Source organism: Falsiroseomonas selenitidurans (genome assembly GCF_012103215.1).
Lineage (GTDB): Bacteria > Pseudomonadota > Alphaproteobacteria > Acetobacterales > Acetobacteraceae > Falsiroseomonas > Falsiroseomonas selenitidurans.
This window is the reverse complement of record NZ_JAAVNE010000001.1, coordinates 194,118-209,580: the sequence shown is the minus strand read 5'-3', so window position 1 is coordinate 209,580 and position 15,463 is coordinate 194,118. Positions and strand designations below refer to the sequence as shown.

The window sequence follows — 15,463 nt, the reverse complement described above, 5'->3', positions numbered from 1 at the left end:
ACGTTGGCGTTGGCCGAGGGTCCCCAGATGGAGGTCCCGCCGATGTCCGCCCAGCCGATCGTCAGCTTTCTCGATGGCTCCGCCCTCAGCGCCCCGATCGGGGGGCTGCAGAAGGTCACGGTCCGCTTCGACAATGTCCCGGACGGTGCCGCTGGCTCCGACGTCGGCTACGCGCCCTATGTGAACCTGGTCCTGCCGACCAATGGCGCGGATGGCGCGGGCGTCGGCAGCGCGGGGGCCACCAGCAATGACGGCCTGATCTATCTCGGCGCCACCTATCTCGGCGTGGCCCTGGAACAGTGGGTGCTGGAGTTCCCGGCCAACGGCCAGATCACCCACCCCTACGCCACCGACGCCGCCGGCAACGCCCTCACCATCACCGGCACCCCGGGCGAGACGCTGGTGGTGCTGCGGCTGCCCTTCGGCAGCTTCACCCCGGGCCAGACCCCCTCCGACATCGAGGTCTCGCTGCAGGTCTCCGGCGATGCGGACCTCGCCGTGCCGCTGACGATGCAGGCCTCCGGCGGCTTCGCCTATGGCCGCGACCCGCTGCTGAACCCGGTGGCCGACAACCCGGTCACCGGCCCGGCGGCCAGCCTCGCCGTCACGCCCACGGTGCTGGAGTTGGACAAGGTCTATGTCGGGCCGGAGCAGGAGACGGCGACCGGCCCCTCCTACCCGCGCGAATGGCTGGTGAAGGCGCTGATCGCCGATGGCCAGACGGTCACGAACCTGGTCCTGACCGACCACATGCCGGACGGCACCTTCATCACCGGTGCCTCCATCGTGAACGGCACCGGCACCGTCACCTATGACAACGCCACCGGCCTCGTGGTCGCCACGCTGGATGGCAGCTACACCGGCGGCGGCCCGGCGCCGACGCTGAAGATCGACTTCTACGTCCCGGAATTCCTGCGCGACGGCGTGACCCCGGTGCTGGATCCGGACACCGGCGCCTTCCGCGTGCTGGAGGACAATGCGCGCCTCGACGCCATGTGGGACCCGAATGACGGGCGCGACCCCGTCGTGGTCTTCGCCATCGACCCGGCCGGGCCGGAGGATGTCATCACCGCCAAGTCCATCGCGGTGCAGAAATCCGTCGCGGTGGTGGATGCGCTGAAGGCCGGCGGGACGCTGGCCTGGACGCTGGACGGCCAGGTTTCCAACTACTTCAACATGGACGACCTGGTGCTGGTGGACACGCTGTCCGACGGCCAGGTCTACGACCCCTCCTTCGCGCCGACGATCACCATGCGCGAAGGCGGCGCGGTGCTGTTCACCGGCACCATCGACCCGGACAACGTCACCGTGGTGCGCGATCCGCTGACCGGCATCTCCACCATCACCTTCGACGTGTCGCAGGAGATGCGCGACCGCGGCATCGACGATGTGCTGAACGGCCAGCCGGGCGGGGTGAACAACCAGGCGACCGTGCTGGTGACCTTCCACAGCACGATCGAGGAAAGCTACATCTCAACCGCCCCCGCGCCGTCGAACGAGCCGCTGGTGGACCAGGGCGACCCGCTGGACAACGGCATCGTCTTCGACGGCGTGGTGGACGAGACCGGCAACCCGAAGGGCGACGACAGCGGCGCCGGCGTGGTGCTGCCGGTCAGCGAGGTCGGCAAGTCGATCTACGCCATCAACGGCAACACCGCCTTCACCCCCGGCCCGATCTCCGCCGGCGACGCCATCACCTTCCGCCTGACGCTCGACATGCCGCTGACCGGCGCGCATGACGTGGCGCTGACGGACTTCCTGCCGCTGCCCGTGCTGAAGGCGCTGGGCGGCATGAGCTTCACCGACCTCGTCAGCGCCGCCGTGCCGGGCGCCAACCAGGCGAAGTGGGGCCCCGGCGCCACCTTCGACACCTCCGGCGACCCGACCACGGTGCCGACCATCGCCTTCGACGCCGAGAGCAACTTCCTGAAGTTCGACTTCGGCGACGCGGTGGCCCCCGGCAACCCGGCCAGCCGCATCGACCTGCTGTTCACCGTGGTGGTGCTGGACGAGGAGTTCGGCGACGGCCTGCTGCTGACCAACCACGTCACCTCCACCGAGACCAACAGCTTCGGCACGGTGTTCGAGGACAACGCCATCGTGCAGTTCGTGCTCGGTGAGCCGGAGCTGAACATCACCAAGGGCGTGATCGCCGACAGCAACGCCAATGCGAACCCGACCGCCGCGGTGGGCCCGGTGGCCTTCTCCGCGCCGGGTTCGGCCGGCAACCGCTTCACCGGCACCATCAACAGCACCAACCTGGCCACCACGCCGATCAACGCCGACCTGACCGGCGCCGATGCCGGCGACCGCGTCTCCTTCGCCATCGTGGTGGAGAACACCGGCAGCAGCCTGAAGGGCGCCTTCGACGTCCTGATCCACGACACGCTGCCGACCGGCTTCGAGATTCCGGCCGGCGGGCTGAACCTGCGGGTGACGGACGGTGCCGGCAACGCCATCCCCTACACGGTCGAAGGCGCCAGCATCTTCGACCCGGCGGGCGGCATCCGCCTGGGCGATGCGCTGAACAGCGGCAGCATCGGCACCTACAGCGCCACCAGCGGCGACAACATCGTCGTCATCACCTATGACCTCGAACTGGTGGATGACGTGCCGGTGTTCGGCGCGGACCTGGTGAACACCGCGACCATCGAGCATTTCGCCGCGGTTGAAGGCGGCATCGACCGCACGGACTACACCCCGGCCGGCGACCTGACGGACACCGCCCTGGTCCGCACCCAGGCGCCGAGCCCGGCCAAGATCGTCTCCGCCACCAGCGAGGCGCACACCGGCAGCCTGGCCGGCACCGACAGCCGCGTGGACGCGACGATCGGCGAGACCGTCACCTACCGCATCACCGTCAGCGTGCCGGAAGGCGCGATGACGGACTTCCGCATCGAGGACTACCTGCCGATTTCCGACGCCAGCGGCGGCGGCGTGATGGAGGTGACGGCGGCGCGCTTCATCAGCGTCACCGGCCTCGGCGCCGGCAGCACCTTCGACATCACGCCGACCATCGCGCTGTCGGACCGCGACGGCATCAACGGCAACGACAAGGTGACCTTCGGCTTCGGCAACGTGCTGAACACCTCGGACACCACCGGCAGCGCGCCGGCCACGGTGACCGTGGAGGTGGATGCGCGGGTGCGCGACCTGGCCACCAATGCGCGCGGCGACACGCTGACCAACACCGTCACCGTCAGCGCCGTGGACCCGGATGCGCCGGGCGGCCGCAGCAGCGCCAGCGCGACGGCGCTGATCGACGTGGTGGCGCCGAACCTCGACGTCGTCAAGGACGCCGACCGCACCACGGGCGATGCCTTCGACACCATCAAGTACACCATCACGGTGGAGAACAAGGGCGTCCCCGCCGCCGGCAGCGACAGCAACTTCACCGCCCGCGCCTGGGACGTGAACCTCAAGGACCTGCTGACCGACGTCCAGCTCGATGCCGTCTACCAGGGCGCCACGCTCAACGTCACCGGCATCGCCGCCGGCCGCATCAGCTACGGCGCGACCCCGCTCGACATCACGCTGGACTACCTCGACCCGGGCGAGAAGATCACCGTCAAGTTCGACGTGGTGGTGAAGTCCGACGTCGATGCCGGCGAGATCCTGCTGAACGAGGCGACGGTCGCCGGCAGCTCGATGGACGACACCGGCAGCCCGGATGACCGCATCGTCACCGACAAGGACAGCCACACCGTCACCATCGACAAGCCGGCCATCACCAAGACCATCATCGCCACCTCCGACGCCAACACCTCTGCCGCGCGCCACGATGCCGGCCGCACCGATCTGCGGATCGGCGAGGAAGTGACCTATGAGATCAAGGTGCGCCTGCCGGAAGGCGACAGCACCAACCTGCGCATCACGGACCTGCTGGAGGACGCGACCAGCTCCGGCAACGGCACGCTGACCTATGTGGCGGGCTCGCTGGAAGTGGTCTCGGTCGGCTCCGCGCTGAAGACCTTCGGCGGCGCCGTGCTGCCGGCCCCGGTGCTGTCCACCGCCGCGCCGGGCAGCACGCCGGGCGACGACAGCTTCACGCTGAACTTCGGCGATGTGCGCAACACCTCGGTCAACACCACGACCGACGACGAGGTCATCACCCTCCGCATCAAGGCGGTGGTGAACGATCTCTCGCAGAACAGCGACGCCGACAACCTGCGCAACAGCGCGACGGTGCAGACCGACGGCACGCCCACAACCAGCGGCAGCGCCGATGTCGACATCGACGTGGTGGAGCCGGTGCTCAGCATCGACAAGACCTCCGCCACCGGCGGCCAGCCGCTGGATGCCGGCGCCGTCGTCTCCTACACCATCACCATCCGGCATGCGTCGAACAGCGACGCCCCGGCCTACGACCTGGCGCTGGCCGACCTGGTCCCGGCAGGGATGGAGCTGGTGGCCGGCTCGCTCGCCGCCAGCACCGGCAGCGTCAGCGCCAGCGGCAACGCGATTTCCTGGTCCGCCGACCAGTACCTGCTCGGCGCCGCCGCCGTCACCATCACCTACCAGGCGAAGCTGCTGGACAGCGTGACGCCGGCGCAGGTGCTGTCGAACACCGCGACGCTGGCCTACGACACCAATCCGGCCGATCCGGTGGATCCGCTGAACCCGACCCCGGCCGAGGATCTCGCCAGCCGCAGCTACAGCACGCAGGACACGGAAACCCGCACCGTCGTGCTGGCGCCGACCATCGACAAGGCGGTGATCGCGACCGGCGACGCCAACACCGGCAGCAGCTTCGTCAATGGCAGCAACCCGGACGCCGCGCCGGGTGAGACCGTGACCTACCGCCTGACCGTGACGGTGGGCGAGGGCACACAGCGCCTGGTCGTTTCCGACACGCTGCCGACCGGGCTGGTGTTCGAGAGCGCGAGCGTCGAGAGCATCGGCGCCACCATCAGCGGCGCCGCGCTCGGCGTCGGCGCCGCCGCCACCTCCGTCTCGGGCGGCGCCTACAGCTTCGACTTCGGCACCATCGTGAATGCCGGCGACAATGACCGCGATGCCGGCGACACCGTCACCATCCTGGTGCATGCCCGCGTCGCCACCACCGCCACCGCCGGCGCCACGCTGACCAATACCGCGAAGGCCGAGACCTATGCGCCGGGCGGCGGCAAGCCCGGCCTCGGTTCCGCCACCGATGATGCGAAGATCGACGTGGTCCGCCCGGATCTGGTGATCGTGAAGGATGCGGCGCCGGGCACCGGCGATGCCGGCAACCTGGTCACCTACACCGTCACGCTGAGCCACGCCGCGGGCTCCACCTCCCCGGCCTATCTGGTGAACCTCTCCGACATCCTGCCGGACGGCGTCACCCTGGTGCCCGGCAGCGCCACCGCCACCGTCGGCACCATCTCCGAGACCGCCGGCAACATCAGCTACAGCCTGAACCAGTACCTGCTGGGCGCGGCGCCGGTCACCATCACCTACCAGGTGCGCTACGATGGCGACGTGGTGGATGGCCAGGCCATCACCAACACCGCCCAGGTCACCTACAGCTCCGCCCCCGTGCTCGGCGTGTCCAAGACCGAGAGCGACCCGGCGACGGTGAATGTCGACATCGTCAACACCGTGGTGAAGACGCTGGAGACCACCAGCCTCGACACCACCTTCGGCGCCGCCGTCGGCATCGGCGAGGTGGTCACCTTCCTCGTCACCGCGACGCTGGGCGAGGGCGCGCAGCGCATCACGCTGAAGGATGTGCTGCCGACCGGCCTGACCTACCTGGACAGCGAGCTGCTCTCGCTCGGCAGCATCAGCGGCGCGGCGCTGGGCATCGGCGCGGAAGGCAGCTACGACGCCGGCAGCCGCACGCTGAGCTACGCGCTGGGCGATGTGCTGAACCCCTGGGACAACCTTTCCACCCCCGGCGACCAGGTGGTGTTCCGTGTCACCGCGCAGGTGGCGGACATCGCCGGCAACACCGCCGGCAAGGTGCTGACCAATGTCGGCCAGGTGGTCTCCGCCGCCCCGGTGAACCCCTACGGCGTCACCCCCGGCTCCTCGCCCACCACGGTCAGCGAGAACGAGGCGGTGAACGTGGTGCGCGCCTCGCTCGGCGGCATCGCCTTCCGTGACACCGATGCCGATGGCCAGCGCGAGGCCGGCGAGACGGTGCTGCTGGCCGGCATCCCGGTCACGCTGCTGAACGCGGACGGCACGCCGACCGGCCTGACCACCGTGACCGGCCCGGATGGCGCCTACCTGTTCGACGGGCTGGTGCCCGGCAGCTACCGCGTCCGCTTCGACGAGATCGCGAACGAGGAGCGCACCCTGGCCAATATCGGCCCGGATGCGACGGACAGCGACGCGAACCAGGGCAATGGCGTCACCGGCATCATCACGCTGGCGAATGGCGAGGACCGCCGCCAGGTCGATGCCGGCTTCTACCAGCTGGCCAGCATCGGTGACCGCGTCTGGGAAGACACCAACGGCAATGGCCGCCAGGATGACGGCGCCACCGGCATCGTCGGCGCCACCGTGGTGCTGGTCGATGGCCTGGGCAACGATGTCGGCACCACCACCACCGGCGCCGACGGCTTCTACCAGTTCACCGGCCTGGTGCCGGGCGACTACAGCATCCGCGTGCTGCCGGCGACCTACACGGCGACGCAGCAGAACGTGGTGGCGGGCGGCGAGGCCGGCGACAGCGACGTGAATGCGGCCGGCCTGTCCGACAGCTTCAACCTGGAATCCGGCGAGAACGAGACCCGCCTGGATGCCGGCTTCTACCGCGGCGCCAAGCTCGGCGGCACGGTGTTCGAGGATGTGGACGGCGACGGCCTGCAGGATGCGGGCGAGGGCGGCATCTCCGGCCGCCTGGTGACGCTGCTGGATGCCGCCGGCATCTCCACCGGCCGCACTGCGATCACCGACGGCAATGGCGACTACGTCTTCGACAATCTGGCGCCCGGCACCTACAGCGTGACCTTCGCGCCGAACGGGGCGCAGCCCTTCACCAAGCCGAATGTCGGCCTGGACAACGAGAAGGACAGCGACGCCAACCCCACCACCGGCAAGACGGAGCAGGTGACCATCGTCTCCAACGGCGATGACCGCTCGCTCGATGCCGGCGTCTACAACCCGGCCGCGATCGGCAATTACGTCTGGGAAGACCTGGACGGCGACGGCCAGCAGGAAGGTGGCGAGCCGGCGATTGCCGGCGCCACGGTGAAGCTGCTGGACGCCGGCGGCACCGTGCTCGGCACCACCACCACCAATGGCAGCGGTTTCTACAGCTTCACCGGCCTGGCGCCGGCCGACTACCGGGTGGAGATCACCAAGGCCGGTCATGTGCCGACGCTGCCGAACCTGGGCCCGGATGCCGCGGACAGCGACATCGCCGCCAATGGCCGCACCGGCCTGGTGAACCTGCAATCCGGCGAGACCGACAACACGGTCGATGGCGGCCTGGTGCGGCTGGTCTCGCTCGGCGACAAGGTGTTCGACGACCTGGACAATGACGGCATCCAGGATGGCGGGGAGCCCGGCATTTCCGGCATCACCGTCCGCCTGCTTTCCGCCGACGGCGCCACGGTGCTGGACAGCACGACGACCGATGCGGACGGCCTCTACAGCTTCGACGGGCTGCGGCCCGGCGACTACCGTGTGGAATTCGTCGCCCCCGCCGACCGCGCCTTCGCCAAGAAGGACCAGGGCGGCGACGCGCTGGACAGCGACGCGGACCGCACCACCGGCCGCACCGATGTCATCGCCCTGATCTCCGGCCAGGACCGCACGGATGTCGATGCCGGGCTGCTCTATCTCGGCGACCTGACCGGCCGCGTCTGGGTGGACCGCGACGGCGACGGCATCGAGGAGGGCGGGGAGGCGCCGCGCGCCGGCGTCACCGTCATCCTGCTGGACGGCTTCGGCAACCCGACCGGCCGCACCACCACCACCGACGCGAACGGCGAATACCTGTTCGAGGACCTGATCACCGGCTTCTACAGCGTGCAGTTCGTCACCCCTGCGGGCGAGCGCCTGACGCTGCGTGACGTCGGTGGCAACGACGCGGTGGACAGCGACCCGAACCCGCTGAACGGCAAGACCGCGGCGGTGCAGGTGCTGCCCGGCGAGGTGACGCGCGACCTGGATGCGGGCCTGTACATCCCGGCCTCGCTCGGCGACCGCGTCTTCCTCGACCTGGATGCGGATGGCGTGCAGGACGGCAACGAGCCGGGCATCGCCGGCGTCACGGTCAACCTGCTGGATGGCAGCGGCAACCTCCTCGACACGACGCAGACCGATGGCAGCGGCCTCTACAGCTTCGACGGCCTGGCGCCGGGGATGTACGGGGTGGAGGTGGAGCCGCTGGCCGGCTTCGAATTCTCCCCGAAGGACGCGACGCCCGACGACGCCAAGGACAGCGACGCGCTGGGCAACGGCATCATCGAGCCGGTGATGCTCTACTCCGGCGATGCCCGCACCGATCTCGACGCCGGCCTGTTCGAGCGGGTCAGCATCGGCGACCGCGTGTGGCGCGACCTGAACGCGAATGGCGTGCAGGATGGCGGCGAGCCGGGGGCGCGCGGCGTCACCGTGCGACTGCTCGATGCCGGCGGCGCCGTCATCGCCACCACCGTCACCGCGCTGAACGGCAGCTACCTGTTCGACGACCTGCTGCCCGGAACCTATTCCGTGCAGTTCACGGCGCCGAACGGCGCGGTGTTCACCACGAAGGACGCCGGCGGCAATGACGGCCGCGACAGCGACGCCGACCTGGTCACCGGCAAGACCCAGCAGGTGACGCTGACCTCCGGCCAGGAGAACAAGACCCTGGATGCCGGCCTGCTCGTCGCCGCGTCCATCGGCGACCGGGTCTGGGCGGATTACGACCGCGACGGCCAGCAGGATGGCGCGGAGCCGGGCATCGGCGGCGTCACCGTGCGCCTGCTCAGCACCACCGGCACCGTGCTGGCCACCACCACCACCGATGCCTCCGGCTTCTACCTCTTCGACGGGCTGCGGCCGGGCGACTATGTGGTGCGCTTCAACACGCCCTCCGGCTACACGGCGACGCTGCAGAATGTCGGCAACGACGCCAGCGACAGCGATGCGGCGGCGAATGGCCGCACCGGGACGATCACGCTCGGCCAGGGCAGCGTGGTGCTGACGGTCGATGCCGGCTTCATCCCGGATGTGGTGGGCACCTGCGACCTGCCCGCCACGCTGCTGACGCCGGGCAACGATGCCTTCCCGGGCACCGAGCAGGCCGACCACATCGACGGGCTGGGCGGCAACGACAACATCCACGGCCTGCGCGGCGACGATTGCCTGCGTGGCAATGACGGCAACGACGTCATCAACGGCCACGAAGGCAACGACAAGATCCAGGGCGACAACGGCGACGACAACCTGCACGGCAATGGCGGCGACGACGTCATCTTCGGCGGCAACGGCAACGACACGATCGAGGCCGGCGAGGGCAATGACTGGGCCGAGGGCGGCAATGGCGACGACCGGATGCAGGGCGAAGGCGGCAACGACACGCTGTTCGGCGGCACCGGCAACGACACCGTCGAAGGCAATGGCGGCAACGACATCGTCTTCGGCGGCGCCGGCAACGACCGGGTCGCCGGCCATGACGGCAACGACACCGTCATCGGCGGCAAGGATCTCGGCCAGGCGAGCCTGGTCGCCGGCCAGGTCGGCGGCATCGTCATCGGCGACACGATCTCCGGCGATGGTGGCGCGGACAGCTTCATCTGGCAGAAGGGCGACGGCGTCGACCTGCTGCTGGACTTCCGCGCCAGCGAGGGCGACACGCTGACCATCTACGGCTTCGGCGGTGCCGCGGCGGTGCAGCGCGTGAACGGGCAGACGGTGGTCTACCTCGACACCAACAGCGCGATCGTCTTCAACGACGCCTACCCGACCGATGGCTCGACGCCCGGCATCACCTTCGTCCCGGGCAGCAATGTGGCGCCGGGCCTGCCGGTGGAACGGGCGCCGATCATGGGCGGCACCGGCAACGACACGCTGGTCGGCACCGGCGGTGCGGACCGGATCGAGGGCCTGCAGGGCAACGACGTGCTCGGCGGCGGCGGCGGCGCGGATACGCTGATCGGCGGCGACGGCAACGATGCGCTGAACGGCGGTGCCGGCGCGGATGTGCTGGATGGCGGCGCGGGCATCGACACGGCGACCTACCAGTCCTCCGCCGTCGGCGTCACCGTCTCGCTCGCCGATCCCTCGGTGAACACCGGCATGGCGGCGGGCGACATCTTCATCCAGGTGGAGAACCTGCTGGGCTCGCAGCATGGCGACGCGCTGACCGGCGACAACAACGCCAACCGCATCCAGGCCAATGGCGGCGACGACACCATCGCCGGCGGTGGCGGCAACGACACGCTGCTGGGCGGTGCCGGCGCGGATGTCATCAGCGGCGGGGCGGGGGCCGACCGCTTCATCTACACGGCGCTGGCGGACAGCGCCGCGGCGGCGGCGGACATGATCCTGGACTTCTCCTGGTTCGAGGGGGACAAGATCAACCTGGCGAACATCGACGCCCATCTCGGGCTGGGCGGCGACCAGGCCTTCGCCTTCGTCGGCACCGGCGCCTTCACCGGCGGCGGCCAGGGCTCGGTGCGCTACGACCACGACGGTGGCGACACGCTGGTGATGGTCGATGCCGGCGACGGCGGCGCGGCGGAAATGGCGATCCGCCTGGCCGGCCTGCACACGCTGTTCCAGTCCGACTTCAACCTGTGAGACGCGCGGGGGCCTCGGCCCCCGCCTTTCTGCCTCCGGGGCCTCGGCCCCCGCTTTTCTGCCTCCGGGGCCTCGGCCCCCGCGTCAGGACCGCGCAGACCAGGCCGCGCCCGACCCCACCAGGCGCGGCTTGACATGTCGTCATGCCACCGGGACATACTTAGGTCTTGAAGCATTCCGCACGCCCGCCGGGCGGCGACAGGCATGCGCGGGGGAGGGTGCAGGCGGACCGGCCACGGCCAGGCGCGTCGGCATGCCCCCAATGAGGGGGAACGACAGGATGACCACAGCCATCAGCCGCCGCGGCGCCGTCGGGCTCGGCCTCGCCGCTCTGGCCGCGCCGGCGCTCGCGCAGTCGCGCAATGCGCGCCTCGTCGTGCCCTATCCGCCCGGTGGCACCACGGACCTCACGGCCCGGCTGATCGCGCCCAAGGCGGCGGAGGCCCTCGGCGTCACCTGGGTGATCGAGAACCGCTCCGGCGCCAATGGCGTGGTTGGCGCGGAATCGGTGGCGCGCAGCGCCGCGGACGGCACCTCGCTGCTTTATTCCAACGAGGTGCTGACGGTGCTGCCCTTCGTGCAGCGCAACGTGCCCTTCGATTTGCGGGCGGATTTCACGCCGGTGGCGCGCACCGTCTCCATCCCCTACGTGCTGGTCGGCGGTGCCGCGCTGGAGCAGGCCGATCTGCGGGCGCTGCTGGCCGGCCTGCGCGCCACGCCGGACCGCTTCTCCTTCGCCGGATCCTCGCTGGGCTCGGTCGGCCAGCTCGCCACGGCGGCGCTGTGGCAGAAGCTGGGGGTGGAGACCACCTTTGTCTCCTACCGCGGCACCGGCCCGGCGATGAACGATTTGGTCTCGGGCGCCGTCAGCCTGTTCATCGCGCCGCTTGGCCCGGCCCTGCCGCTGGTCCGCGACGGGCGGCTGCGCGCCTATGCCGTGACCTCCGCGCGACGCCAGCGGGTGCTGCCGGATGTGCCGACTCTGGCGGAATCCGGTTTCGCGGACCTGGTCTATGAGGGCTGGACCGGCGTCTGGGGTCCGAAGGGCCTGCCGGCGGCCTTCGTCACCCGGGCCAATGCGGCGGTGAACCAGGCGGCGAACGAGCCCGCCGTCGCCGCCCGCATGGCCGATCTCGGCCTGACCCCCCTGGCGGAGACCGCGGCACAGTTCGAGGCGACCATCGCCGCCGAGATCGACCGCAACCGGGCGCTGGTGGCCGCGGCGCGGATCCAGCCGCAATAGCGGCCTGACCGCCCCGTGGGTTGCGCCGGCCGCGAGGGCTGCACCCCGGAGTAGACGTGGTGGGTGACATTGCCCCCGACGCTGGTATGATCCGGCGGCCCCAAGGGCGGGCCGCCCGGTCTGCCTGCGCGAAAGCCACGCCCTGGGCGATGCTGCTGCACACCAGACGGAAGGCCACCCGCTCGCGTGTTGACCCGCGATCATCCGACGGAACCCACGCCCGCGGAGGGTGGCGTCCTGCGCGGCTGGAACCGGGCCGCCACCCTGGCGCCGTTCCTGGCCCTGCTGCCGCTGGCGGCCTTCGGCCTGGTGCTGCTGCTGGCCCTGCATGCGGAACGCGAGGCTGACCGCCGGCGCGACCTGCAGCGCACCGCGACCACCCTGGTGGCCGGGCTGGATTCGGAACTGCGCGCCGGCCTGCGCGCGTTGGATGCGCTGGCCGGGTCCCAGCACCTCGAGACTGGCGACCTGGCCGGTTTCCGGCGGGAGGCGCAGCGCCTTCTGGCGCGCGAGCCCAACTGGTTCACCATCGCGCTGACGGATGGTGAGCGGCAGCTGTTGAACCTGCGCTACCCGGCGGAGGCGGCGCTGCCGCCGATCCAGGATCTGGCGGCGGTGGGCAGTGTGCTGCGCACCGGCCATCCGGCGCCGGGCGGGCTGGTGGAGGGGCGGGTCTCCTTCCGCGTGCCGGTGCGGGTGGATGGCGCGGTGCGCTTCGCCCTGGTGGCGACCCAGGAAGCCACCACCTTCGCCCAACTGTTGGACCGGGCCGGCCTGCCGGATGGCTGGTCCGCCCTGCTGGTGGATGGCGAGGGAAGGCTGATCGCCCGCGCCGCCAATGGCCGGGAGGCGCCGGAGACGGTCCGCCCGGCCCTGCAGCGCCGCACCACGCTGGTGGAGACCGAGGAGGTGCTGGCCCTGGCCCTGCCGGTCGGCGAGTCCCGCTGGTCCCTGGTGGTGGCGGCACCGCCGCCGGGCTTCGGCGACATGGCCGGCTGGTGGCTGGCCCTGGCGCTCGGCGCTTCCGCCGTGCTGGCCGGGCTTGGCGTCGCCACCCGCGCCGCCCTGCGCGACCGTGGCGATGCCGCCCGGCACCAGCGCCGGCAGCGGGAGGTGCTGGCCCGCGCGGCGGAGCAGGAGCGGCGGCGGACGGAGATGATGGCCGCCGTCAGCGAGGAGTTGCGCGCCCCGCTGGCCGGGCTGCTCGACTATACCGAGCGCCTGGCCGACGCCCCCCTGCCGGCAGAGGCGCTGGGCTGGGTGCAGCAGCAGCGCCGCGCCGGCCACGCGCTGCTGGCGCTGGTGGGGGACGTGCTGGATTTCGCCCGGCTGGAACATGGCACGGTGGCGCTGGAGGACAGCGACGTCGAGATCGCCCCGCTGCTCGACGAATGCGCCGCGCTGATGCGGCCGGTGGCCCTCGCCAAGGGCCTGGCGCTGCGGGTGGCCATCGACCCCGGGCTGCCGCGCTGGATCCGCGGCGATCCCACCCGGCTGCGGGAGGTGACGACCAAGCTGCTGGACAACGCCATCCGCGCCACCCGGCACGGCGAGGTGACGCTGTCCGCCCGCCTGACGCCGCGGCCGGAACGGGTGGAGGTGGCGGTGACGGATACCGGCCCCGGCCATGCCGAGGCCGAGCTGCCACGCATCTTCGACCGCTTCCGCGACCCCGCCCCGGAAGCGGCGGACATGCCGGAGCCGGTCGCGGGCGGTGGCCTGGGGCTGGCGATCTGCCGCCGTCTGACGGAGGCGATGGGCGGCGCCATCGGCGTGGAAAGCCAGCCCGGCCGCGGCAGCCGCTTCGCCTTCTGGGTGCCCTTCCGCCCCGGCGCCGCGCCGGCGGTGGCGCGCAGCGGCGGGGCGTTGCGCATCCTGGTCGCGGAGGACGTGCCGGCTGCCCGGATGCTGCTGACCACGGTGCTGGAACGCGCCGGCCATGCGGTGACGGCGGCGGTGGATGGGCCGCACGCCCTGGCCGCCCTGCATGGCGCGGGGTTCGACCTGGTGGTGCTGGACCTGCACATGCCAGGGCTGGGCGGCGTCGGCGTGGCGCGGGCGGTGCGGGCCCTGCCGGGCGAACAGGGGCGGGTGCCGCTGATCGCCCTGACTGCCGACCCGGCTGAGGAACTCGACGCGGCCTGCCGCGCCGCCGGCTTCGACGCCGTGCTGCGCAAGCCCTTCGAGACGCGCCGCCTGCTCGGCCTGGTGGATGGGCTGCGCAGCCGCGGCGCGGAGCCGGCGCCGCCCTGGGGGGAAGGCCTGGCCGCCGCGGCGCCGTGATCCACCGCGCCGCCCGCGATCATGCCTTCCGGGCGAGCACCTGCTCCGCCAGCGTGGCGAACCAGCTGGCGCCGATCGGCAGGATCTCGTCGTTGAAGTCGTATTTCGGGTGGTGGACCATGGCGTCGCCCTCGCCCTTGCCGCCGCCCAGGAACAGGTAGGCGCCAGGGCGCTCATTCAGCATGAAGCTGAAATCCTCGCCGCCCATGGTCGGCTGCGGCAGCGTGCGGGACCGCGCTTCCCCCACCACGCTGGCAGCAGCCCGGGCGGCGATCACGGTGCTTTCGGCCTCGTTCACCGTCGCCGGATAGGCGCGGCTGAAGCGGGCTTCGGCGGTGGCGCCGAAGCTGGCGGCGACGCCGTTGACGATCCGCAGGAAATTCGCCTCCAGCAGGTCCCCCACCTCCGGCAGGAACCAGCGCGCGGTGCCGCGCAGGCGCACGCTTTCGGGGATGACGTTGAAGGTGAAGCCGCCCTCGATATGGGCGATGGTGATGACGCCGGCCTCCAGCGGGTTGAGGTTGCGCGCCACCACGCTCTGCAGCGCCGTCACCACATGGGCCGCGACCAGCACCGGGTCGATTCCGTTATGCGGCATGGCGCCATGCGCGCCGCGGCCGGTGATGGTGGCTTCGAGATTCGCCACCGCCGCCATCACCGGGCCGGGGGCGTGCAGGAAGACGCCGGCCGGCGCGCCGGGCCAGTTGTGCAGGCCGAAGACGCGGTCCATGGGGAAGCGCTCGAACAGCCCTTCCTTCACCATCACCTCGCCACCCGCCAGATTCTCCTCCGCCGGCTGGAAGATCAGGTAGACGGTGCCGTCGAAGTTGCGGGTTTCCGCCAGGTAGCGCGCGGCGCCCAGCAGCATGGTGGTGTGCCCGTCATGGCCGCAGGCATGCATGGTGCCCGGCACGGTGGAGGCCCAGGGCTTGCCCGTGGCTTCCTCGATCGGCAGCGCGTCCATGTCGGCCCGGAAGCCGATGGCGCGGCCGGAGGCGCCCTGGCCGCGGATCACGCCGACCACGCCGGTGGTGGCGATGCCGGTGATCACCTCGTCGCAGCCGAATTCGCGCAGCTTCTGGGCGACGATGCCGCTGGTGCGCACCTCCTCGAAGCCCAGTTCCGGGTGCCGGTGGAAATCCTGCCGCCACGCGGTCATGTCGGGGTGGAAGTCGGCGATGCGGTTGATGATGGGCATGCTGCAACCCTTGG

General features: G+C 70.9%; 4 protein-coding genes. 3 read left to right on the top strand and 1 reads right to left on the bottom strand.

Annotated elements, in window-relative coordinates; genetic code table 11:
- Positions 1-42: 42 nt before the first annotated feature.
- From HEQ75_RS00905 to HEQ75_RS00895, 3 genes are all read left to right on the top strand, one after another.
- Positions 43-10,725 carry an SdrD B-like domain-containing protein gene (locus HEQ75_RS00905; RefSeq protein WP_168027023.1) on the top strand — a complete coding sequence of 3,561 codons (10,683 nt, stop codon included), beginning with the start codon at positions 43-45 and terminating at the stop codon, positions 10,723-10,725.
- Between the two features lie 280 nt (positions 10,726-11,005).
- On the top strand, positions 11,006-11,968 hold the full coding sequence (locus HEQ75_RS00900; protein WP_168027022.1) for a Bug family tripartite tricarboxylate transporter substrate binding protein: 963 nt from the start codon (positions 11,006-11,008) through the stop codon (positions 11,966-11,968).
- A 189-nt stretch (positions 11,969-12,157) separates the two neighbouring features.
- Positions 12,158-14,251, top strand: coding sequence for a hybrid sensor histidine kinase/response regulator (locus HEQ75_RS00895; protein ID WP_168027021.1), 2,094 nt, complete (start codon positions 12,158-12,160; stop codon positions 14,249-14,251).
- A 19-nt stretch (positions 14,252-14,270) separates the two neighbouring features.
- Here HEQ75_RS00895 and HEQ75_RS00890 read toward each other — a convergent pair whose 3' ends face one another.
- On the bottom strand, positions 14,271-15,449 hold the full coding sequence (locus HEQ75_RS00890; RefSeq protein WP_168027020.1) for a M20 aminoacylase family protein: 1,179 nt from the start codon (positions 15,447-15,449) through the stop codon (positions 14,271-14,273).
- Between the last annotated feature and the right edge of the window lie 14 nt (positions 15,450-15,463).